Annotated in this window: 20 protein-coding genes; all 20 read left to right on the forward strand. The window is 69.9% G+C overall.

Features of this window, described 5'->3' with window-relative positions:
* Nucleotides 1-5 precede the first annotated feature (5 nt).
* The 20 genes from H9X80_RS00840 to frr all read left to right on the forward strand — a co-directional run bounded on the left by H9X80_RS00840 (nt 6) and on the right by frr (nt 20,645).
* Nucleotides 6-533, forward strand: coding sequence for a ribosome maturation factor RimM (locus H9X80_RS00840; protein ID WP_204792449.1), 528 nt, complete (start codon nt 6-8; stop codon nt 531-533).
* On the forward strand, nt 530-1,300 hold the full coding sequence (gene trmD, locus H9X80_RS00845) for a tRNA (guanosine(37)-N1)-methyltransferase TrmD (RefSeq protein ID WP_204792450.1): 771 nt from the start codon (nt 530-532) through the stop codon (nt 1,298-1,300). Before H9X80_RS00840 ends, trmD begins: the two co-directional genes overlap by 4 nt.
* The gene (lepB, locus tag H9X80_RS00850; protein WP_204792451.1) at nt 1,281-1,874 is read left to right on the forward strand and encodes a signal peptidase I; all 594 of its coding nucleotides are present in this window, start codon (nt 1,281-1,283) and stop codon (nt 1,872-1,874) included. Before trmD ends, lepB begins: the two co-directional genes overlap by 20 nt.
* Nucleotides 1,875-1,901: 27 nt before the next feature.
* Nucleotides 1,902-2,810 (forward strand): glycine--tRNA ligase subunit alpha, encoded by a 909-nt coding sequence (locus H9X80_RS00855; protein ID WP_204792452.1) that lies wholly within the window; start codon nt 1,902-1,904, stop codon nt 2,808-2,810.
* Nucleotides 2,811-4,910 (forward strand): glycine--tRNA ligase subunit beta, encoded by a 2,100-nt coding sequence (gene glyS, locus H9X80_RS00860; protein ID WP_204792453.1) that lies wholly within the window; start codon nt 2,811-2,813, stop codon nt 4,908-4,910.
* A 62-nt stretch (nt 4,911-4,972) separates the two neighbouring features.
* Nucleotides 4,973-5,374, forward strand: coding sequence for a kinase/pyrophosphorylase (locus H9X80_RS00865; protein ID WP_204792454.1), 402 nt, complete (start codon nt 4,973-4,975; stop codon nt 5,372-5,374).
* 239 nt (nt 5,375-5,613) lie between these two features.
* Nucleotides 5,614-8,373, forward strand: a complete 2,760-nt coding sequence (gene ppdK, locus H9X80_RS00870) for a pyruvate, phosphate dikinase (protein ID WP_204792455.1) — start codon at nt 5,614-5,616, stop codon at nt 8,371-8,373.
* A gap of 86 nt (nt 8,374-8,459) precedes the next feature.
* On the forward strand, nt 8,460-9,500 hold the full coding sequence (locus tag H9X80_RS00875; protein WP_204792456.1) for a deoxyguanosinetriphosphate triphosphohydrolase: 1,041 nt from the start codon (nt 8,460-8,462) through the stop codon (nt 9,498-9,500).
* Between the two features lie 56 nt (nt 9,501-9,556).
* Nucleotides 9,557-10,507 carry a DUF6273 domain-containing protein gene (locus H9X80_RS00880; protein ID WP_204792458.1) on the forward strand — a complete coding sequence of 317 codons (951 nt, stop codon included), beginning with the start codon at nt 9,557-9,559 and terminating at the stop codon, nt 10,505-10,507.
* A 153-nt stretch (nt 10,508-10,660) separates the two neighbouring features.
* Nucleotides 10,661-11,005, forward strand: a complete 345-nt coding sequence (gene rplS / locus H9X80_RS00885) for a 50S ribosomal protein L19 (RefSeq protein WP_204792460.1) — start codon at nt 10,661-10,663, stop codon at nt 11,003-11,005.
* 69 nt (nt 11,006-11,074) lie between these two features.
* Nucleotides 11,075-11,866, forward strand: a complete 792-nt coding sequence (locus tag H9X80_RS00890) for a ribonuclease HII (protein ID WP_204792461.1) — start codon at nt 11,075-11,077, stop codon at nt 11,864-11,866.
* A gap of 178 nt (nt 11,867-12,044) precedes the next feature.
* Nucleotides 12,045-12,572 (forward strand): YraN family protein, encoded by a 528-nt coding sequence (locus H9X80_RS00895; protein WP_204792463.1) that lies wholly within the window; start codon nt 12,045-12,047, stop codon nt 12,570-12,572.
* Nucleotides 12,572-14,065, forward strand: a complete 1,494-nt coding sequence (locus H9X80_RS00900) for a YifB family Mg chelatase-like AAA ATPase (RefSeq protein WP_204792464.1) — start codon at nt 12,572-12,574, stop codon at nt 14,063-14,065. The genes H9X80_RS00895 and H9X80_RS00900 overlap by 1 nt, the downstream gene beginning before the upstream one ends.
* 9 nt (nt 14,066-14,074) lie before the next feature.
* On the forward strand, nt 14,075-14,971 hold the full coding sequence (locus H9X80_RS00905; protein ID WP_204792465.1) for a DNA-processing protein DprA: 897 nt from the start codon (nt 14,075-14,077) through the stop codon (nt 14,969-14,971).
* A 51-nt stretch (nt 14,972-15,022) separates the two neighbouring features.
* Nucleotides 15,023-16,357 (forward strand): methylenetetrahydrofolate--tRNA-(uracil(54)-C(5))-methyltransferase (FADH(2)-oxidizing) TrmFO, encoded by a 1,335-nt coding sequence (gene trmFO, locus H9X80_RS00910; RefSeq protein ID WP_204792467.1) that lies wholly within the window; start codon nt 15,023-15,025, stop codon nt 16,355-16,357.
* 1 nt (nt 16,358) lies between these two features.
* Complete coding sequence (locus H9X80_RS00915; protein ID WP_342590837.1) at nt 16,359-17,306, forward strand: tyrosine recombinase XerC; 948 nt, start codon at nt 16,359-16,361, stop codon at nt 17,304-17,306.
* Between the two features lie 205 nt (nt 17,307-17,511).
* Nucleotides 17,512-18,285: a 30S ribosomal protein S2 gene (gene rpsB / locus H9X80_RS00920; protein WP_204792468.1), complete on the forward strand. Its 774-nt coding sequence runs from the start codon at nt 17,512-17,514 to the stop codon at nt 18,283-18,285.
* A gap of 43 nt (nt 18,286-18,328) precedes the next feature.
* Entirely contained in the window at nt 18,329-19,201 is an 873-nt protein-coding gene (tsf, locus tag H9X80_RS00925) for a translation elongation factor Ts (RefSeq protein ID WP_204792469.1), read from the forward strand.
* 173 nt (nt 19,202-19,374) lie between these two features.
* Nucleotides 19,375-20,097, forward strand: coding sequence for a UMP kinase (gene pyrH / locus H9X80_RS00930; RefSeq protein WP_204792470.1), 723 nt, complete (start codon nt 19,375-19,377; stop codon nt 20,095-20,097).
* Nucleotides 20,098-20,099: 2 nt separating this feature from the next.
* A complete protein-coding gene (gene frr, locus H9X80_RS00935) occupies nt 20,100-20,645 on the forward strand; it encodes a ribosome recycling factor (RefSeq protein WP_204792471.1) in 546 nt (181 codons plus the stop codon).

A 20,645-nucleotide genomic window follows, 5' to 3' on the forward strand; every position in this document is an offset into this window, starting at 1 on the left:
GATTCATGCGCGAGACGTATCGCTGCATAGCCCGCGTGGCCAAGGCCCACGGGAGGCGAGGGGAGGTCGTGACGGTTCCCGTCCACGGCCTTCCCTCTCTTGTTCGCGAGGGGCTGCGCGTCGCCGTGGTGCCTCCCGAGCTCACGGGCTCCCGCTGGCACACCGTCGCCTCGTGCTCTCATGACGACCGCTCCGGGGACCTCGTGTCCCTCTTGGGCTGCGCGTCCCTCGGCGAGGCCGAGGCCCTCGTCGGGCGCTACCTCCTCGCCAGCGAGAAGGACCTCCCGGTAGACCTCGCCCTGCACGACGCCGGGCGCCTCGTCGGGCGCGAGGTGGCAGAGGGCGACGAGGTGCTTGGCGAGATCTCCGAGGTCATGAGCGGTCCGGCAAACGACGTCTGGGTCGTGCGCGGAGCGCGCGGGGAGCTGCTGCTGCCCGTGATCGACGCGGTGGTGAGGGAGGTTCCGGAGGAGGGCGCCATCCAGGTGCGCGTCCCGGCCGGCCTCACGTGGGAGGGCGCTGGTCGCAGATGATCTTCGAGGCCGTCTCCGTCATACCCGAGGTCTTCGACCCCTATCTCGACGCCTCGGTGCTCGGGCGGGCACGCCGCGCCGGCGTCTTCGAGTTTGCCGCCCACGACCTGCGCGAGTGGACCCATGACCGCCATCGCACCGTCGACGACGCCCCCTTCGGCGGGGGCCAGGGCATGCTCATGAAGCCCGAGCCGATCTTCGAGGCCGTCGAGGACCTCTCCGCGCGCGGCACGGCCCGCCCGCACGTCGTGTTCTTCTCGCCATGCGGGGCGCCCTTCGACGAGCGGGCCGCCGAGCGGCTCTCTCACGAGGAGCGGCTGCTCTTCGTCTGCGGCCGCTACGAGGGGATGGACGAGCGCGTCTACGCCCTCGCCGACGAGGTCCTGAGCGTGGGCGACTACGTGCTGACCGGCGGCGAGCTCGCCGCGCTCGTGGTGATCGACGCCGTCGCGCGCCTGCTGCCCGGGGCGCTCGGGGACGACATGAGCGCCGTGGACGAGTCCTTCTCGCCCTCGGGGCTGCTTGAGTACGCGCAGTACACGCGCCCGGCGAGCTTCCGGGGCGTGGGCGTGCCCGAGGTCCTGCTCTCAGGGGACCACGGCAGGGTGGACGCCTGGCGGCGTCAGAGCTCGGTCGAGCGCACGGCGCGCTGGCGGCCCGACCTGCTGGTGGGCGCCGAGCTCACCGACGAGGAGCGCGAGCTTGCGCGTCGCGTCCGTGCCGAGCGGACGGGGGAGGGGGCAGGCGATGGCTCGCCACTTCAGTGAGGACGTGGAGAGGGGGCGGCGCGACGAGGGGAGCCTCTGGCTCGTCTGGGTGCTCGTGGCCGGCCTCGTCGGCGCGCTGCTGCTGCGTACCTTCGTCATCGGCGCGTACTACGTACCGTCCGGCTCCATGCTCGACTCCATCCACGAGGGGGACCTCATCCTCGGCGAGCGGGTGACGCTTGCCCTGGACGACCCCAACCCCGGCGACGTCGTGACCTTCGACAGCCCCCTTGCCGTGGGGGAGACGCTCGTCAAGCGCGTGATCGCTGTGGGCGGGCAGACGGTCGACCTGGTGGACGGCCGCGTCTACGTGGACGGTGCCCCGCTGGACGAGCCCTACGTGCGCCTCGACGACGACACCGGAGCGCCGGAGCGTTCCGACTCGCTCTCCGGCCTCGCCGGGTCGGCGGGCATAACCTACCCCTACACGGTCCCGGAGGGGGAGGTCTGGGTCATGGGCGACAACCGCACCAACTCCAAGGACTCCCGTTTCTTCGGACCCATCCCCGTCGATGACGTAACATCGAGGGTGCTTTTCATCTACTGGCCGCTCTCGCACGTGGGCACGCTCTAGGCCGCGCGGCGGGAAGAAGGGACGAACATGAGCCAATCCGTGCTGACGTTCCAGGACATGATCTTCGAGCTGGAGCGCTACTGGGCCGCTCAGGGCTGCACCGTCATGCAGCCCTACGACTCCGAGGTCGGCGCCGGCACCTTCCACACCGCGACGACCCTGCGGTCGCTCGGCCCCGACGCCTGGCGCACCTGCTATCCGCAGCCGTGCCGCCGCCCGGCCGACGGTCGCTACGGCGAGAACCCCAACCGCCTGCAGCACTACTACCAGTTCCAGGTGCTGCTCAAGCCGTCGCCGGCCGACTCGCAGGACCTCTACCTGGGGTCGCTTGCGGCCATCGGGCTCGACCCCATGGAGCACGACGTCCGCTTCGTCGAGGACGACTGGGAGAGCCCCACGCTCGGCGCCTGGGGGCTTGGCTGGGAGGTGTGGCTGAACGGCATGGAGGTCACGCAGTTCACCTACTTCCAGCAGGTGGGCGGCATCGAGGTCGACCCGGTCCCGGTGGAGATCACCTATGGCCTGGAGCGCATCGCGATGTACATCCAGGGCGTCGACTCCGTCTACGACCTCGTCTGGAGCTACCTGCCCGACGGCAGCCCCATGACCTACGGCGACGTCTTCCTCGAGAACGAGCGCGAGTTCTCCGCCTACAACTTCGAGGTCGCCAACGTGGAGATGATGCGGGAAAAGTTCGACGACTACGAGCGCGAGTGCCACTCGTGCCTCGAGGCGCGCCTGCCGCTGCCGGCCTATGACTGCGTGATGAAGTGCAGCCACGCCTTCAACCTGCTCGACGCTCGCGGGGCCCTCTCCGCCGTCGAGCGCGCCAACTACATCCTGCGCGTCCGCGCCGTCGCCAAGGCGTGCTGTGAGGCCTACCTCGCAGAGGTTGCCGCCGCGGGCGAGAAGACCAAGAAGGGGGAGGTGGCCTAGATGGCCGAGACCCGTGACTTCCTGCTGGAGATCGGCTGCGAGGAGATGCCCTCGGCGCCGCTCATGAACGCCGTCAAGCAGCTCGGCCCCCTGGTGACGCGCGGCCTCGACGAGGCGGGGCTCTCCTACGGCGCCGCGCGCGTGATCTCCACCCCGCGCCGTCTCGCCGTTATCGTCGAGGGCGTGGCCTGCCAGACCGAGGAGATCCACGAGGTGCGTCGCGGCCCGGCCGCGCAGATCGCCTTCGACGAGTCCGGCGCGCCGACCAAGGCGGCCGAGGGCTTCGCCCGCAAGTTCGGCGCGACGGCCGCCGACCTCGTGCGTCGCGTCGACGACGACGGGCGCGAGTACGTCTTCGCCGAGCGCAACGTCCCCTCCGCCCCCGCGATGCCGATCCTCTCTGCGCTCTGCGAGCGCGTGATCGGCTCCCTCGAGTGGCCGAACTACCGCAGCCAGCGCTGGGGCTCCGAGCACCAGACCTTCGTCCGCCCGATCCGCTGGATCTGCGCCCTGCTCGGCAGCGAGGTCGTGCCCGTGCGCTACGCCGACGTCACGAGCGGCAACACCACCCGCGGCCACCGCGTCCTGGGGCCGGGCGAGCACGTCGTCGCCGAGCCGGCCGCCTACGAGTCGGTCCTGGAGTCCGCCGGCGTGCTCTCCGAGGAGCGCCGCCGCACCGCCATCGCCGAGGGCATCGCCGCCGTGGAGGCGGCGCGCGGCGGGGCGCACGTCGACACGCCGAGGAAGGTCCTCGACGAGGTCGTGAACCTCTGCGAGTGGCCGACGGTGCTCGTGGGCACCTTCGACGAGGAGTTCCTCGAGGTCCCGCACGAGATCATCTGCGAGTCGATGCTCTCCAACCAGCGCTACTTCCCGATCTACGACGCGGACGGCAACCTCACGCGCGAGTTCGTGGTCGTCTCCAACACGCGCCCGAGGAACAGCGCCCGCGTCATCGACGGCAACGAGCGCGTGGTGCGCGCCCGCCTCGACGACGCCAAGTTCTTCTACGAGGAGGACCTCAAGCGCCCGCTCGAGGACTACCTGCCGCGCCTCGGCGAGGTCACCTTCCAGGAGAAGCTCGGCACGATGCTCCAGAAGGCCGAGCGCATGGAGCGCCTCGCGCCCGAGGTGTCGCGCCGCTCCCTGGCGCTTGACGACGAGCACGTGGCCATGGCCGGCCGCGCGGCGCGCCTCGCCAAGGCCGACCTCGTCACCCAGGCCGTCGTGGAGTTCACGAGCCAGCAGGGCGTCATGGGCGGCTACTACGCGGCGGCGGCCGGCGAGCCCGCCGAGGTCTGCGAGGCCATTCGCGACCAGTACCGCCCGCGCTTCGCCGGCGACGACGCCCCGTCCGGCCCCGTCGGCGTGGCAGTGGCCGTCTCCGACAAGCTCGACACCATCTGTGGCATGTTCGCGATCGACCAGCCGCCGACCGGCTCCTCCGACCCCTTCGCCGTCCGCCGCAGCGCCATCGGCGTCATCGCCATGCTGCGCCACGCCCCCGCCGACGCGCTCGACGAGCTCGTCTCCGCCTCGCTCGACGCCTATGCGGCCCAGGGTCTCTCCTTCGACCGCGAGAAGACCGTCGAGGGCGTGCGCGCCTTCTTCCTGGGCCGCCTCGGCTCCATCGCCCGCGACGAGGGCGTCTCGCCCGACACCGTCGAGGCCGTGAGCTCCGTCGGCGTCATCGATCCCGCCGAGTTTCTCGCCCGCGCCCACGCCCTCGAGGACGCGCGCCGCGAGGACCGCTCGACCTTCGAGGACCTCGCCCAGGCCTACGCCCGTGCCGCCCACCTGGCCGACGCCTCCCTCGGCACCGCGGTCGACGAGGCCCCGCTCGGCGAGGCCGAGCGCGCGCTGCTCGCCGCCTGCGACGCCGGCTCCCGCCGGGTGTCCGAGGCGCTCGACGCGCGCGACTTCCCGGGCGCCCTCTCCGCCCTTGCCGAACTGAAGGGGCCCATCGACCGATTCTTCGACGACGTCCTTGTCATGGACGAGGATACTGCGGTAAGGGAGAACCGCCTCAGGCTACTCAACCGCTTCGTTGAAGTCTTCGTGGGAGTTGCCGACATCGGCGCGCTCTCTCGCAAGAAGTAAGCTAGGGTGGAGCGGGGCCCCGGCCCCAGAAATTCGCCAGAAGAGGTACAGGAGGACTCGCTATGGCCAAGCTCGATCTTGATGACGACGTCTTCGGACAGGTCGTCCCTCTCATCTACGTGCTTTCCGACGCGCGCGGCGAAACCGCCAACACCGTGGTGATGGCCGCGGCGGCGCAGTTCGGTGACGGCTCCGTGGAGATCAAGCGCCTCTCCAACGTGAAGGACGTTGAGACCGTGCGCGACTACTTTGACGAGAACTTCGACCCGGACCGCCCGAGCGCCGTGTTCCACACCTTCGCAAACGGCATCCTGCGGCGGGAGATTCGCCGCGAGCTCGACCGCCGCGGCATCCCCTCCATCGACCTTCTCGGCCCGGCCGTGACGGTCATCTCCACGCTCACCGGCGAGGAGCCCACGCGCGCGATCGGCGCGGTCTATAAGGAGGATGCGTCTGCCCAGTAAGGGCCAAATCACATCACATGGTACTACCAGTGGGGTCGGGCGTGCGTGCTCGGCCCCACTATTTTTTGCCGCTCACCGCTTACCTAGCCACTCTGACCGAATAGCCGAAAGTTCCTTGTCCGCGTGCGCGTCGTTGCTACCATGACCTGAGTGCGCGCGAGCCCAACGCCTTGCGCGCACGGCCTTGTAGGGGCGCGCCCGCGCGGCGCGCCAGGAACTCAAGAAAGCAAGGGGAGAACATGGCAGAAAAGCACGTCTACCGCTTCGGCTTTGACGCCAACGGCAACAACGTGACCGAGGTCGCGGGCGCCAGCGTCGACGAGGCAAAGTGGATTACGGGCGGCAAGGGAGCAAACCTCGCCGAGATGGCCAACATCGGCCTTCCCGTCCCTCCGGGATTCACCATCACCTGCCAGACCTGCGTCGCCTACTCCAGCGCCGGCAACGTGTGGCCTGAGGGCGTCCTCGACGAGATCGACGAGTACCGCAAGGACCTCGAGGAGCGCATGGGCAAGAAGCTCGGCGACTCCGAGGACCCGCTGCTCGTCTCGGTGCGCTCCGGCGCCCCGTTCTCCATGCCGGGCATGATGGACACCGTCCTCAACCTCGGCCTCAACGACGACTCCGTCCAGGGCCTCATCAAGCAGACCGAGAACCCGCGCTTCGCCTACGACTCCTACCGTCGCTTCATCCAGATGTTCTCCGACGTCGTCATGGGCGTCTCCGGCCAGCTCTTCGAGGACGCCATCAACGCTAAGAAGGCCGAGAAGGGCGTCAAGCTCGACACCGAGCTCGATGCCGACGACCTCAAGGACCTCGTCGAGACCTTCAAGAAGATCTTCGCCGACAACGTCGACACCGAGAAGTACCCCGAGGTCGTCGTTGACGACAAGGTCGCCTTCCCGCACGACCCGCTCATCCAGCTGCGCCTCGCCGAGCAGGCCGTCTTCGGCTCCTGGAACACCGACCGCGCCATCCTCTACCGCAAGCAGAACAAGATCCCCGACGAGCTCGGCACCGCCGTCAACGTCCAGGTGATGGCCTTCGGCAACAAGGGCAACACCTCCGCCACCGGCGTCGCCTTCACGCGCAACCCCGCCGACGGCACCAACGAGCGCTACGGCGACTTCCTGGTCAACGCCCAGGGCGAGGACGTCGTGGCCGGCATCCGCAACACCGAGCCCATCGCCGACCTGCCCAAGACCCCGGGCCTCGAGGGGGCGGGCAAGGAGCTCTACCACGTCTTCGAGATTCTCGAGGACCACTACGCCGACATGATGGACCTCGAGTTCACCATCGAGCAGGGCAAGCTCTGGATGCTCCAGACCCGTGTCGGCAAGCGCACCGCCCTCTCCGCCCTGCGTGTCGCCATCCAGATGTACAACGAGGGTCGCATCACCAAGGAGCAGGCCGTCGCGCGCGTCGCTCCCGAGCAGCTCGACCAGCTGCTGCACCCGCAGTTCGACAAGAGCGAGAAGTACGACGTGCTCGCCAAGGGCCTCAACGCCTCCCCGGGCGCGGCCGTGGGCGCCGTGGTCTTCTCGTCCGCCGACGCCGAGGCCTACGCCGAGGCCGGCAAGCCCTGCATCCTCGTGCGCTGGGAGACCACGCCCGACGACCTGCACGGCATGGTCGCGGCCGAGGGCATCCTGACCTCCCACGGCGGCAAGACGTCCCACGCGGCCGTCATCGCCCGTGGCATGGGCGCCCCCTGCGTCTGCGGCGTCGACGCCCTCCAGATCGACGCGGCCAACAAGACCTGCGCCGTGGCCGGCACCGACGTCGTGCTCCACGAGGGTGACGTCATCTCCATCGACGGCACCACCGGCGAGGTCATCCTCGGCGAGGTCAAGCTCGTCCGCCCGGAGCTCGGCGGTGACCTGCAGACCATCCTCCAGTGGGCCGACGAGATCCGTCTTGACAAGGAGCGCGGCCGCGTGATCGGTGTGCGCGCCAACGCGGACAACCCCGCCGACGCTCAGCTCTCCAAGGACAACGGCGCCGCCGGCATCGGCCTGTGCCGCACCGAGCACATGTTCCTCGGCGAGCGCAAGCAGCTCATCCAGGACTACATCCTCGCCGACGACGGCAGCGTCAAGCGCGAGGCCGTCGACAAGCTCGGCGCCGCCCAGAAGGGCGACTTCCTCGAGATGTTCAAGGCCATGGACGGCATGCCCGTCATCGTCCGCCTGCTCGACCCGCCCCTGCACGAGTTCCTGGACGACCCGCGCTCCCTCGAGGTGGAGATCGCCCACGACGAGGACGCCGGCAAGGACGTCACCGAGAAGCGCGCGCTGCTCGCCAAGCTCGACTCCTTCCAGGAGGCCAACCCGATGCTCGGCCTGCGCGGCTGCCGCCTCGGCCTGGTCTACCCGGACCTCAACGTCATGCAGGTGAGGGCCATCGCCTCCGCCACCGCCGAGCTCAAGCAGCAGGGCCTCGACCCCAAGCCCGAGATCATGATCCCGCTCGTGGCCTTCGAGGAGGAGCTCGCCCAGGTGCGCGAGGTCGTCGAGGAGGTCGTCGCCGATACCGCCAAGAGCTACGGCGTCGAGCTCGACATCCCGGTCGGCACCATGATCGAGATTCCGCGCGCCGCCGTCATGAGCGAGGACATCGCCAAGCACGCTGACTTCTTCTCCTTCGGCACCAACGACCTCACCCAGATGGGCCTCGGCTTCTCCCGTGACGACGTCGAGAGCGCCTTCATACCGCTCTACCTCGACAAGAAGATCGTCAAGACCAACCCGTTCGCCACGCTCGACAAGGGCGTCGCCAAGCTGGTCGAGATGGGCGTCGAGGGCGGCCACAAGGGCAACCCGGACATCGTCTGCGGCGTCTGCGGCGAGACCGGCGGCGACCCCGAGTCCATCCACATGTACTATGACCTCGGCCTCGACTACGTGTCCTGCTCGCCGTACCGCGTGCCGATCGCACGCCTCGCGGCTGCCCAGGCCAAGATGGACGCCAACGGCGGTCCCAAGAAGCTCGAGAAGTAGCAAGCCCGCTTCAGGAGCTCTATAACGGGGGAGGGGACCTGGTCCCTTCCCCCTCTTTTTTCGCTCAGGACGTCAGGGGAGGCACCATGAGGGTACGAGGCCGCGAGGACCAGGAGCGCTCCGAGCGCGAGCGCCTGTCGGAGGACGCCGCCTTTGCGGACGCCTCGCTCGGGAGGCTCCGCCCGGAGGAGCCAGACCCGCTCAGGACCTGCTACCAGTGCGACCGCGACCGGATCCTGCACTCCAAGAGCTTCAGGAGGCTCGCCCACAAGACGCAGGTCTTTCTCGCCCCCGAGGGCGACCACTACCGGACCCGCCTCATCCACACGCTGGAGGTGGCGCAGGTCGCGCGCTCCATCGCCCGCCCGCTCGGCCTGAACGAGGACCTCACCGAGGCAGTGGCCCTCGGCCACGACCTCGGGCACACCCCCTTCGGCCACGTCGGCGAGCGGGCGCTCAGCCACGCGCTCGCGCGCTACCGCGGGCTCGACCCTGAGGCGCCCGGCTCTGCGCGGCTCTTCGCCCACAACGAGCAGGGCGCGCGGATCGTGGAGCTCCTCGAGCGCGACGGCGCCGGGCTCAACCTCACCCGCGAGGTCGTCGACGGCATCCGCTGCCACACCGGAGGCAGGCGCGCGGCCACGCTCGAGGGGCGCGTGGTGGCCCTGGCCGACCGCATCGCCTACGTCTGCCATGACATCGACGACGCCAAGCGTGCGGGCCTGCTCATGGAGTCGGACCTTCCCGCCGGTCCGCGGGAGACCCTTGGCACGGGCTCCTCGGAGCGCATCGAGACGATGGTCCACGACGTGGTGACGAGAAGCGCCCAGACCGGCGACGTCGCCATGTCCGAGCCCGTCTGGGACGCCATGATGTCGCTCAGGCACTTCCTCTTCGAGAACCTCTACTCGCGCGGTGACGCCAAGTGGGAGGAGCCGAAGGCCTACGCGATGCTCGAGGACCTCTTCGACCACTTCGTCACCCACCTCGACGAGGTCCCCGGGGAGTACCGCGTCCACGACGACGCCCCTGACGTCCAGGTGGCCGACTTCGTCTCCGGCATGACCGACCGATACGCCATCAGGCTCTACGAGGAGCTGAAGATTCCGCAGTCATGGCGCCGCTAGCGCCGCGCCCACGCGGGGTCGGGTATCATGTTCCGGTCGACGGGAAGGGGGACACTATGGCAAGGCGTGGCGGCGGCTGTCTGACCGCCGTGGCAATCGTTCTGGGCATCGCCCTCGTGGCGCTGGGCGCGGGCCTCGTCTGGCTCGTCAGCTCGTCCGACTCGGGCACGCCCCCTGCCGTCGAGAGGGACGACCAGCTCGTTCCCCGGGCGTTCCAGGACTACAGCTGGGACGAGCTCTCCCAGGTCGCCGACCTCGTGGCGGCCGCCCCCTCCGACGAGGAGGGCGCCTCCGTTGCCGCCACCTACAACGTCTCCGTGGGCTCCGCGCGCACCTTCGAGCTCGACGACGGGTCCGTGACCCGGCTCACCGTCGTGGGAATCCGGCACGACGACCGCGCGGACGGCTCTGGAAAGGCCGGCCTCACGCTCATGACCTCGCCGATCGCGGAGCGCCCGATGAACTCCTCGGGCACCAGCGACGGCGGCTGGGGCTCCTCGGAGCTGCGCTCCTGGCTCGCCACGGACGGCCTCGACCTGCTGCCCGACGAGCTTGCCGCGGCCCTCGTCCCCGTGAGCAAGCTGACCAACAACGTCGGCGTGACCTCCGACCCCGCCTCGGTGAGCGCCACCGAGGACGCGCTCTGGCTGTTCTCCGCAGCCGAGGTGTGCGGGCCCATAGACTGGTTTGCGAGCGAGTACGGGACCGAGCCCAACGCCTACACCGGCTACATCGACTTCGCCCCCTACGACGCGCTCCTAAGCGCAGAGGGCACCCAGTACGAGTACTTCTCGGCGGCGGGAGTCACCGGCTCCTCCGACCCCTCGCACGTGCTCCAGCAGGCCCTTGCCGGGCAGGACGTCGCCTGGTGGTACCGCAGCGCCTACCCGTTCACCTACACCGGCGACGACGCCACCTACTTCTACCAGGTCATGGCGACGGGCTTCCCGGGCACGACGGGGCTCGCCTCCCAGGACGCCGGGGTGGTCGCGGGCCTCTGCCTCTAGGGCCGGTCCCGGGGCCGGGGCACTTCTCGCATATTTTGTGTGGAGGGACGCGCCCTTGCCCAAGACAGGGGCGTGTCCTATAATCAACCGCTGTGTGTAAGCCTATGTGTCGTTCGCGGGAGCGTCGGCACCTCTAGAGACAAGGAAAGAAGCATGGACTACATCCGCGCCATCGAGCGTCAGCAGATCCGCGAGGACATCCCCGAGGTCAAGGTTGGCGACCACGTCAAGGTTCACTATCGCATCGTCGAGGGCGAGCGCACCCGCGAGCAGGTCTTCGAGGGTGACGTCATCCGTATGAGCGGTGCGGGCGCCCGTGAGACCTTCACCGTCCGCAAGATCAGCTTCTCCGTGGGCGTCGAGCGCACCTTCCCGCTGCACAGCCCCAAGATCGCCAAGCTCGAGGTCGTCCGTCACGGTGACGTCCGTCGCGCCAAGCTCTACTACCTGCGCGACCGCGTGGGCAAGGCGGCCCGCATCCGCGAGAAGCGCGACTAGCCCAGAGTCATCCGCACGTTCGAGCCGCCCCCACGAGGGGCGGCTTTCTTTGTATCGGGAGGGATTGCCGTGCCCACAGAGGCCCCGCGCCCGGCGACCACGCGCGAGATCGTCGCCACGCTGACCGACGCCCCGCTCGACGAGGCCGAGCGACTCGTCGAGCGCTATGCGGAGGACCCGAGGAAGCAGGTCCAGCGCGCGGTGGGTGTGGCGCGCCGGCGCATCGAGCGCGAGCGGGCCGAGCGGGAGCGCGTGCTCGCGATGTACGCCCTGCAGCGTGAGCTCGGCGGCGACGGCGTGGTCGTGGGCGTGGACGAGGTTGGCCGCGGAGCCCTGGCCGGCCCGCTCACCGTGGCGGCCGTCTGCCTGCCCGACGAGCCCGTCATCTGGGGCGTCAACGACTCGAAGCAGCTCAGCCCCGCCCGCCGCGAGGTGCTCGCGGCACGGATCGCCGACGAGGCGGTGGCGGTGGGGCTCGCCCACGTCGAGCCCGCCTCCATCGACGCGCTCGGCATGGGGACGTGCCTGCGCCGCGCGATGGCGGACGCCGTGGCCGACACCGGGCTGAGCCCCGACTGCGTGCTCATCGACGGCAACCCCGTCCACGCGCACCCCGCCGAGCGCTGCGTGGTGAAGGGCGACGCCCGGGTGGCCGCCATCGCCGCCGCCTCCATCGTGGCCAAGGTGACGCGAGACGCGCTCATGGTGGCCCTTGACGGCGAGTATCCGGGCTACCACCTCGCCGAGTCCAAGGGCTACGGCTCCGCCGAGCACATCCAGGCCATCAGGGAGCGCGGGATCACGCCGATCCACCGGGCCTCCTTCTGTGGAAACTTCCTGGAGACGATGCGTCTCTTCTAGGCGGGGAGGGCCGGCGTCACCTCCCGCACGCCCGGCGGCCACCCCCTCGCACGTCGCAGCACGTCCTGCCGCGAGCTCTGACGCGAAGATTGGCGCGCGTCTGCGGCAAGGCCCCCGCTCGGGGACTGTAAGACCCGTCTGCCATGCTCCGAGAACCTTTTTCAGACGGGAGGCAGGCATGCAGGACGAAGGGGAGCCCGGCGTCATCCGGGCATCTGTGGGAGAGGCGCGACGGGACGCGGGAGGCGCAGGCATCCCGCGGGCGGACGGCCTGACGCCGCCAGGCGAGACGGAGGCGGGAGCGGGCCGCTGCGGCGCACGGCCTCTCGCCGAGCTCTCAAGCGCAGAGCTCGGCGTGCGCGGGGAGCAGGCGGCCGCGCGCTACCTTGCCGCGCACGGCTGGGAGATTGTCGAGCGGAACTGGCGCTGCCCCCTCGGGGAGGTGGACATCGTCGCGCACGACGCCGAAGGCGCCACCGTGCTCGTGGAGGTCAAGACGCGTCGCCAGGTCGAGGCCGGCGAGGTGACCCCCGAGGAGGCCGTGGACCGCAGGAAGCGCCGCCGCTACCGCGCGCTCGCGGCGGCCTATCTCTCCGAGCACCTCGACGTCTCCCTCATTCGCTTCGACGTCATCGCCCTCACCGTCCGCGAGGGCGGCTCGGCGCGCGTGCGCCACATCGTCAACGCGTTCGGAGGGGACGACTGATGGGCGCCGGCTCAGCCCTCGTGGCCACGGCCCAGCTTCACGGCTCGGAGGCGTCCCTGGTGAGGGTCGAGGTGAGCACCTCGGGTGGAATACCGGGGCTCGACCTGGTGGGCATGCCGGACTCGGCCGTCCTCGAGGCGCGCTCCCGCGTGCGCTGCGCGCTGCGCTCCTCCGGGTTCACGCTGCCCCGGGCGCACGTGACGATCAACCTCGCGCCGGGGGGCGTGCGCAAGACGGGAACGGGGTTTGACCTGCCCATAGCCGTCGCCCTGCTCGTTGCGACGGGACAGCTGCCAGGCCGCGTTGCCGAGGGGAGGCTCTTCGTCGGCGAGCTGGCGCTCGACGGGTCCGTGTGCCCCGTGCGCGGGGACGTGGCCTATGCGATGCTGGCGCGCTCAAGGGGGCTCGAGCTCGTCATAGCCTCCCAGAGCCCGCTTTCCGGGAGCTGGGCGGAAGGCACCTGCGGCCTTGATTCGCTCGTCGAGCTCAGAGAGGGCCTCGAGGCGCTTGGACCACCGCGGGGGACGGGGGAGGCCCTAACGTCGGCCGAGCGCGCGGACGTCGACTTCTCCGACGTGGTGGACCAGGAGCTCGCGAAGCGCGCGATGCTCATCGCCGCCGCCGGGCGTCACGGCATGCTCATGGTGGGGCCGCCCGGGGCGGGCAAGACCATGCTCGCACGTCGGCTGCCGACGATCCTTCCTCCCCTCACCGAGCAGGAGCAGGCCGAGGCCCTCGTCGTGCACTCCGTCGCGGGTCAGCCCCTCGACTCCCTCCTGCGCGGCGAGCGGCCGTTTCGCGCCCCGCATCACTCGATATCGACGGGAGGGCTCGTGGGAGGCGGAAGGCCGGTCATCCCCGGGGAGATCTCCCTGGCGCACAAGGGCGTGCTCTTCCTCGACGAGCTTCCCGAGTTTGCCCGCAGCTCCCTGCAGGCGCTCAGGCAGCCGATGGAGGACCACGAGGTGAGGATCGTGCGCGTGGACGGGGTCTACGTCTTCCAGTGTGACTTTCAGCTCGTCGCCGCGGCCAACCCCTGCCCCTGCGGGCACCTCGGGGACCCCGGGCACGAGTGCACGTGCGCCCCGGCCAAGGTCGTCGCCTACCAGTCCCGCATAGGGGGGCCGCTCATGGACCGAATTGACGTCGTGGTCGACGTCGCGCGCCCCGACACCTCGAAGGTCATCCAGGGGCAGGAGGGAATGGGCTCGCGGGAGATGGCGGCCCTGGTTGCCCGGGCGCGCGCGTTTGCCTCGTGGCGCGAGGAGCGCTCGGGGGACGAGGAGTCACGAGACCCGGTGCGGGCGGCCAACCTCGACGTCGCCGCGCAGGCGGCCTTCGAGAGGCTCGCGAGCGCCCTCGCGCTCGGGGGACGGGCGATCGTGAGGGTCGCACGCGTGGCGCGCACCATAGCCGACCTCGCCGAGCGCGAGCGCGTGTGCGAGGACGATGTCGTGGAGGCGCTCGGATTCCGCTCACGCATGACGGGATAGGGGGCGGGCATGGGACACGAGGGAACGGGGGCGCGGTGGGTCATCGAGCGCGGCTCCGAAGGCTGGCCGCCGGCACTTGAGGACCTCCCCTCGCCGCCCGGGCGCATATACGGCCTCGGCAACCCGGAGGCGCTGCTCGGGCCGGCCATCGCCGTCATCGGGGCCCGCCGGGCGACGCCCTACGGCCTCTCCGTGGCCGCCATGGCCGGGCGCGTGGGGGCGGAGTGCGGGGTGACCGTCATCTCCGGCGGCGCCATGGGATGCGACCACGCCGCCGGCGCGGCGGCGCTCGAGGCGGGCGGCGTCGGGGTCGTGGTCTCCGGCTGCGGCGCGGACGTCGTCTACCCCGAGTCCTCCCGAGACGTCTTCGAGGGTAGCGTCGAGACGGGCGGGGCGGTCGTCTCGCTTGAGCGATGGGGGGCTGGACCGCGGCGCTGGGCGTTCCCCAAGAGAAACGCGCTCATCGCCGCGCTCTCGGAGGTGCTTGTCGTCACCGAGGCGGGAGCCCGCTCCGGGACCATGTCGACCGCGGACGCCGCCGTCGAGCTTGGCAGGACGATCTACGCCGTTCCCGGCTCGATCTTCTCGCCGGAGTCCGCGGGCACCAACCGCCTCATTGCCGAGGGGGCGCGCATCATACCCGACGAGCAGTCTCTGGGGATGGCCATCGCGCTTGACTTCGGGTGCGCCCGCCTGGAGGGGCAGGCCGGGCACAGGAGGGGAGGGGCCGTCATGGCGGCGCTTCTCGCCTCGCCAACACGTCCCGACGAGCTTGCGGCGCGCCTAGGGGAGGACGTCCTCACCGTCATGCGCACCCTCACGGAGTACGAGGCCCGCGGAATGGCGCAGCGCCTGCCCGACGGGAGATACTCGCCCACGGAGTCCTACCTCTTGGGGCACAATTGAGGCCGGGACATCTGACGGCGCCCCCGGACGGGTGCCGGGAGGGAGCGTTGCATGGAACGGGTCGTCACGGTCGTCGGAGCGGGGCTCGCGGGATGCGAGTGCGCGCTGCAGCTCGCACGTCGCGGGGTGAGGGTTCGCCTGGTGGAGCAGCGGCCCGCCCACAGCTCGCCGGCCCACCACACGGACGGCCTCGCCGAGCTCGTCTGCTCGAACTCCCTGAAGTCGACCAAGCCGGACACCGCGGCCGGCCTGCTCAAGCTGGAGCTCGACCGCATGGGCTGCGCGCTGCTGGAATGCGCGCGCGACTGCGCGGTCCCGGCCGGCGGCGCGCTCGCGGTTGATCGCGAGCGCTTCTCGGAGGAGGTGACGCGTCGCGTGGGGGACGAGCCGCTCATAGAGCTCGTCCGCGAGCGCGTTGACGATCTGCCCGAGGGCCCCGCCGTGATCGCCGCGGGACCCCTCTGCGCAGACGATCTCTTCGGGGCCCTGAGCAGGGCGGTTGGTGGCGCCAACATGAGCTTCTTCGACGCGGCGGCGCCGATCGTGGACGCAGACTCGCTCGACCGCTCCGTCATCTTCGAGCAGTCCCGCTACGGCGCGCCCTCGACCGGCGACTACCTTAACTGCCCGATGGGCCACGAGGAGTACGACGCCTTCATGGAGGCCCTGCTCTCCGCGGAGCGCGTCATCGCGCGTGACTTCGAGCAGGCCGACCTCTTCTGTGCGTGCCAGCCCGTCGAGGAGGTCGGCCGCACCGGGCACGACTCCCTGCGCTTCGGCGCGCTCAAGCCCGTGGGGCTCACCGACCCCCGCACCGGGAGGCGGCCGTGGGCGGCGGTCCAGCTGCGCGCCGAGAACGCGGCCCGCACCGCCTACAACCTCGTGGGGTTCCAGACCAACCTCACCTGGCCCGAGCAGCGGCGCGTCTTCCGGATGATTCCGGGCCTCGAGCACGCGGAGTTCCTGCGCTACGGCGTGATGCACCGCAACAGCTTCGTGGACGCGCCGCACGCCCTTGGCCCGACCTTCGAGATTCCGGGGACGTCGGCGAGGCTGGCCGGGCAGATCACCGGTACGGAGGGCTACGTCGAGGCGATCGCCTCGGGGCTGCTCGCCGCGCTCAACACCTACTGCGAGCTCACGGGCCTCGAGGCGGTGAGGCTGCCGGCCACCGGGGCGCTCGGCTCGCTCGTCGCCTATGCGACCGATCCCGCCACGACGGGCTACCAGCCCATGCACGTCAACTTCGGTCTCGTGCCGCCGCTTGCGGACGCCCCGCGCAACAAGGCGGAGAAGCGCGCCGCGCTCGCCCGGCGGGCGCTTCGGGACCTCGACGCCTACCTCGAGGCCCGTCCCGAGCTCCTTGCCCCGCGGGCGGGGGAGTAACGTGGGGTCGGAGCCGGGCGCCTCCACGGACGGGAGGGACCCACTGGCCGCGGCCGTGGACGGCTACTGCCGCCACCTCTCGTCGGTTCGAGGGCTCTCCGAGAACACCGTGCGCGCCTACCGCAGCGACCTTCTCGCATATGCGGCGTGGGCCCGACGCACGGGGGTGAACGCGCTCGCGGTCACGCACGCCGAGTTCAGGCGCTACCTTGCCGAGCTGACGCGGGCCGGGTACTCCGCTCGCACCCGCGCGAGGCACCTCTCGGCCCTGAGGGGCCTCTACCGCTGGATGGAGCGGGAGGGAGTCTGCGGCGCGGGCGTCGTCGACGCGCTCGCGAGCCCCAGGCTCTCTCGGACCCTGCCGCGCACCATGTCCGACGCGGACGTCGTCGCGCTTCTCTCCACCTGTGACGCCGCGACGCCCGTCGGCGTGCGGGACCGCGCCTTCCTCGAGCTGCTCTACGCCTCGGGCGCGCGCGTCTCCGAGGTCTCCGGGCTCGACGTGGGCGACGTGGACCTGGCGGGGGCCCGGGTGAGCCTCTTCGGCAAGGGGTCCAAGGAGCGCGTCGTGCCCCTCTACGAGACGGCCCTCTCCTGGGTCCGCCGCTACCTCGAGGAGGCACGGCCCCGGCTCGTGCGTCCCGGCGGGACGGGGGGGCGGGCGCTGCTGCTCTCCACGCGTGGCAACCGGATGAGCGCGGACGCGCTCAGGACCTGCTTCGAGCGCCACGTCGCCGCCGCCGGGCTCGACGCCTCGCTCACCCCGCACGCGATGCGCCACACCTTCGCCACCGAGCTTCTCGACGGCGGCGCCGACCTTCGCAGCGTGCAGGAGCTCCTTGGGCACGAGAGCCTCTCCACCACCCAAATCTACACGCACCTCTCCGTGGAGCGCCTGCGTGACGCCGCGCGCTCGGCGCACCCCCGCGGCAGGGCCGCCTCGTCATGAAAACCCCAGCTTTGAGGCTCGACAGGGGGTCTTGGAGCCGGTATACTAGCAAACCGTTGTGCATACGCACGGCATGTCGCGTTACCACGCGGCACCATCACACACGCGTGACGACCCGCCCGCCGTGGTGCCCCAGGCTCAAGCCAGGCCTTGGGTGGCGAAGCGGGGATGACCTCACGCGGAGGACCAACCACAGGAGGTTACCATGGCTAAGATCACCATCCAGACCCTGCTCGACGCCGGCTGCCACTACGGCCACCAGACGCGTCGCTGGAACCCGAAGATGAAGTCCTACATCTTCGGCGAGCGCAACGGCATCTACATCCTCGACCTCAAGCAGACCATGATCGGCGCCGACCGTGCCTACACTTTCCTCAAGGAGACCGCGGCCAAGGGCGGCACCATCCTGTTCGTGGGCACCAAGAAGCAGGCGCAGGAGGCCATCAAGACCCAGGCCGAGCGCTGCGGCATGCCCTACATCAACCAGCGCTGGCTCGGCGGCATGCTCACCAACTTCGTGACCATCCGCACCCGCATCAACCGCATGGAGGAGCTCGAGGCCATGGTCGAGGACGGCCGCATGGCGCTGCTCCCCAAGAAGGAGCAGGCCGTCCTGAGCAAGGAGCTCGCCAAGCTCCAGCTCAACCTCGGCGGCGCCCGCACCATGACCGCCCTTCCGCAGGCCATCTTCGTGGTTGACACCAAGCGCGAGGAGATCGCCGTGCGCGAGGCCAACCGCCTGCACGTCCCCGTGGTCGGCCTGCTTGACACCAACTCCGACCCCGACGTGGTCGACTACGGCGTGCCCGCCAACGACGACGCCATCCGCTCCGTCTCGCTGATGTGCGAGCTCGCCGCCGACGCCATCCTCGCCGGCTCCGGCAAGGAGCAGATCACGGCCGAGGAGATGGCCGCCGGCACCACCGAGCCCGTCGTCGAGGCCCCCGCTGCCGAGGCCGAGGCCCCTGCCGCCGAGTAACGCCCGTATCGCACACCTCACAGCAAAAGGAAAAGAGGACAACATGGCTCAGGTTACCGCCGCTCTCGTCAAGCAGCTCCGCGAGATGACCGACTCCCCGATGATGGAGTGCAAGAAGGCCCTCGTCGAGGCTGACGGCGACATCGAGAAGGCCGTCGACATCCTTCGCACCATGGGCGTCGCCAAGGCCGTCAAGCGCGCCGGCCGCGACACCAACGAGGGCACCATCGCCACCTACGTCTCCGAGGACGGCAAGACGGGCGCCATCCTCGAGCTCACCTGCGAGACCGACTTCGTGGGCACCAACCCCAAGTTCACCGGCTTCGCTCTCGAGCTCGCCAAGGTCGTCGCCGAGAGCGACCCGGCCGACGTCGACGCCCTCAAGGCCTGCGCGATGGGCGAGTCCACCGTCGAGGCCGAGCTCACCGAGATGATTCACGTCATCGGCGAGAACATGAAGATCGCCCGCTTCCAGCGCGTCACCGCCGCTGACGGCGCCCTTGGCAGCTACGTCCACCTCGGCGGCAAGCTCGCCGACATCGTGACCTTCAAGCTCGGCAAGGCCGAGACCGCCGCCTCCGACGAGTTCAAGACCTTCGCGCACGACGTCGCCATGCAGGTCGCCGCCGCCGCGCCCGTGGCCGCCCGCCGCGACGACGTCCCCGCCGACGTCGTCGAGCACGAGCTCTCCATCTACAAGGCCCAGGCTGCCGAGTCCGGCAAGCCGGAGGCCATCCAGGAGAAGATGGCCCAGGGCCGTCTCGAGAAGTACTTCAAGGAGAGCGTCCTCACCGAGCAGGAGTTCGTCAAGGACGGCTCCCTCACCATCGGCCAGCTCGCCCAGAAGGTGGGCAAGTCCCTCGGTGACGACATCGAGGTCATGAGCTTCGTCCGCTACGCCTTCGGCGAGGAGTAGGCTCACATCGCAGCTCTTGCGCGGGGCCGGCGACGTCTGTCGCCGGCCCCGTTCGTGTGCAGACCGGGGGCGCTCGGCCGAGCCGGGGAGGCAGGCGGGCACGCTCTGCTAGAATCACGTGGACGGAAACGGGGCCCTGCGCCCCAGGACACATTGACGGAGTGGAGGTCGGCTTGTCTGACATCAAGTACAAGCGCGTGCTGCTCAAGCTCTCGGGCGAGGCCCTCATGGGCGAGCAGTCCTACGGAATCGACCCGGCGGTGCCCCAGCGCCTCGCCGAGGAGATCAAGCCCGTCTGGGACGCGGGGGTCCAGGTTGCCATCGTTGTGGGCGGCGGCAACATCTTCCGCGGCCTCTCCGGCGCCGCGGCCGGCATGGACCGCGCCCAGGGCGACAACATGGGCATGCTCGCCACCGTCATCAACTCCCTCTCCCTGCAGGACTGCTTCGAGCGCAACGGCATGGACTGCCGCGTCATGAGCGCCATCGAGATGCGTCAGATCGCCGAGCCCTACATCAGGCGCCGAGCGATCCGCCACCTTGAGAAGGGTCGCATCACCATCTACGCCGCCGGCACCGGCAACCCCTACTTCACCACCGACACGGCCGCCGCCCTGCGCGCCTGCGAGATCAACGCCGAGGTCCTCATGAAGGCCACCAACGTCGACGGCATCTACGATGCGGACCCGCGCACCAACCCGGGCGCCACGCGCTTCGAGACGATCTCCTACCGCGAGGTGCTGAACCGAGACCTCAAGGTCATGGACGCCACGGCAACTGCGCTGTGCCATGACAACAAGATGCCCATCATGGTTTTCGACATCAAGCAGCCCGGCGTCTTCATGGCCGCCGTGCGCGGGGAGCACGTCGGAACCACCGTCGTCGAGGAGGACTAAGCATGAGCGTGCACACCGAAAAGGCCCAGAAGTCCATGGAGAAGTGCGTCGACGCCCTGAAGAACAACTTCGCCCGCGTGCGCACCGGCCGCGCCAACCCGCATATCCTCGACGCCATCAAGGTCGACTACTACGGCCAGCCCACCCCTGTCACCCAGCTTGCCGGCGTCAAGGTCCCCGAGGCCTCGATGCTCGTGGTGGAGCCGTGGGACAAGACCTCCCTCAAGGCCATCGAGAAGGCCATCGAGAGCTCCGACCTCGGCATCACCCCCTCCAACGACGGCGTCTGCATCCGCCTGCCGTTCCCCAAGCCCACCGAGGAGCGCCGCCGCGAGCTGGCCAAGGAGTGCAGCCAGATGGCCGAGGAGGCCCGCGTGGCCATCCGCAACGTCCGGCGCGACGCCAACGGTCGCATCGAGCGCGACGAGGAGCTGCCCGAGGACGAGCAGGCCCGCGAGAAGAAGGCCATCCAGAAGCTGACCGACTCCTTCGTCGCCAAGGTCGACGAGCTGCTCAAGACCAAGACCGCGGAGGTCATGGAAATCTAA

Origin of the sequence: Olsenella profusa, assembly GCF_016900315.1 — a bacterium.
Taxonomy (GTDB): domain Bacteria; phylum Actinomycetota; class Coriobacteriia; order Coriobacteriales; family Atopobiaceae; genus Thermophilibacter; species Thermophilibacter profusus_A.

Bases quoted from the DNA above. Each gene is read 5' to 3' on its own strand.
- H9X80_RS00840 (WP_204792449.1), top strand. From the start codon at position 6: ATGCGCGAGACGTATCGCTGCATAGCCCGCGTGGCCAAGGCCCACGGG.
- trmD (WP_204792450.1), top strand. From the start codon at position 530: ATGATCTTCGAGGCCGTCTCCGTCATACCCGAGGTCTTCGACCCCTAT.
- lepB (WP_204792451.1), top strand. From the start codon at position 1,281: ATGGCTCGCCACTTCAGTGAGGACGTGGAGAGGGGGCGGCGCGACGAG.
- H9X80_RS00855 (WP_204792452.1), top strand. From the start codon at position 1,902: ATGAGCCAATCCGTGCTGACGTTCCAGGACATGATCTTCGAGCTGGAG.
- glyS (WP_204792453.1), top strand. From the start codon at position 2,811: ATGGCCGAGACCCGTGACTTCCTGCTGGAGATCGGCTGCGAGGAGATG.
- H9X80_RS00865 (WP_204792454.1), top strand. From the start codon at position 4,973: ATGGCCAAGCTCGATCTTGATGACGACGTCTTCGGACAGGTCGTCCCT.
- ppdK (WP_204792455.1), top strand. From the start codon at position 5,614: ATGGCAGAAAAGCACGTCTACCGCTTCGGCTTTGACGCCAACGGCAAC.
- H9X80_RS00875 (WP_204792456.1), top strand. From the start codon at position 8,460: ATGAGGGTACGAGGCCGCGAGGACCAGGAGCGCTCCGAGCGCGAGCGC.
- H9X80_RS00880 (WP_204792458.1), top strand. From the start codon at position 9,557: ATGGCAAGGCGTGGCGGCGGCTGTCTGACCGCCGTGGCAATCGTTCTG.
- rplS (WP_204792460.1), top strand. From the start codon at position 10,661: ATGGACTACATCCGCGCCATCGAGCGTCAGCAGATCCGCGAGGACATC.
- H9X80_RS00895 (WP_204792463.1), top strand. From the start codon at position 12,045: ATGCAGGACGAAGGGGAGCCCGGCGTCATCCGGGCATCTGTGGGAGAG.
- H9X80_RS00900 (WP_204792464.1), top strand. From the start codon at position 12,572: ATGGGCGCCGGCTCAGCCCTCGTGGCCACGGCCCAGCTTCACGGCTCG.
- H9X80_RS00905 (WP_204792465.1), top strand. From the start codon at position 14,075: ATGGGACACGAGGGAACGGGGGCGCGGTGGGTCATCGAGCGCGGCTCC.
- trmFO (WP_204792467.1), top strand. From the start codon at position 15,023: ATGGAACGGGTCGTCACGGTCGTCGGAGCGGGGCTCGCGGGATGCGAG.
- rpsB (WP_204792468.1), top strand. From the start codon at position 17,512: ATGGCTAAGATCACCATCCAGACCCTGCTCGACGCCGGCTGCCACTAC.
- tsf (WP_204792469.1), top strand. From the start codon at position 18,329: ATGGCTCAGGTTACCGCCGCTCTCGTCAAGCAGCTCCGCGAGATGACC.
- frr (WP_204792471.1), top strand. From the start codon at position 20,100: ATGAGCGTGCACACCGAAAAGGCCCAGAAGTCCATGGAGAAGTGCGTC.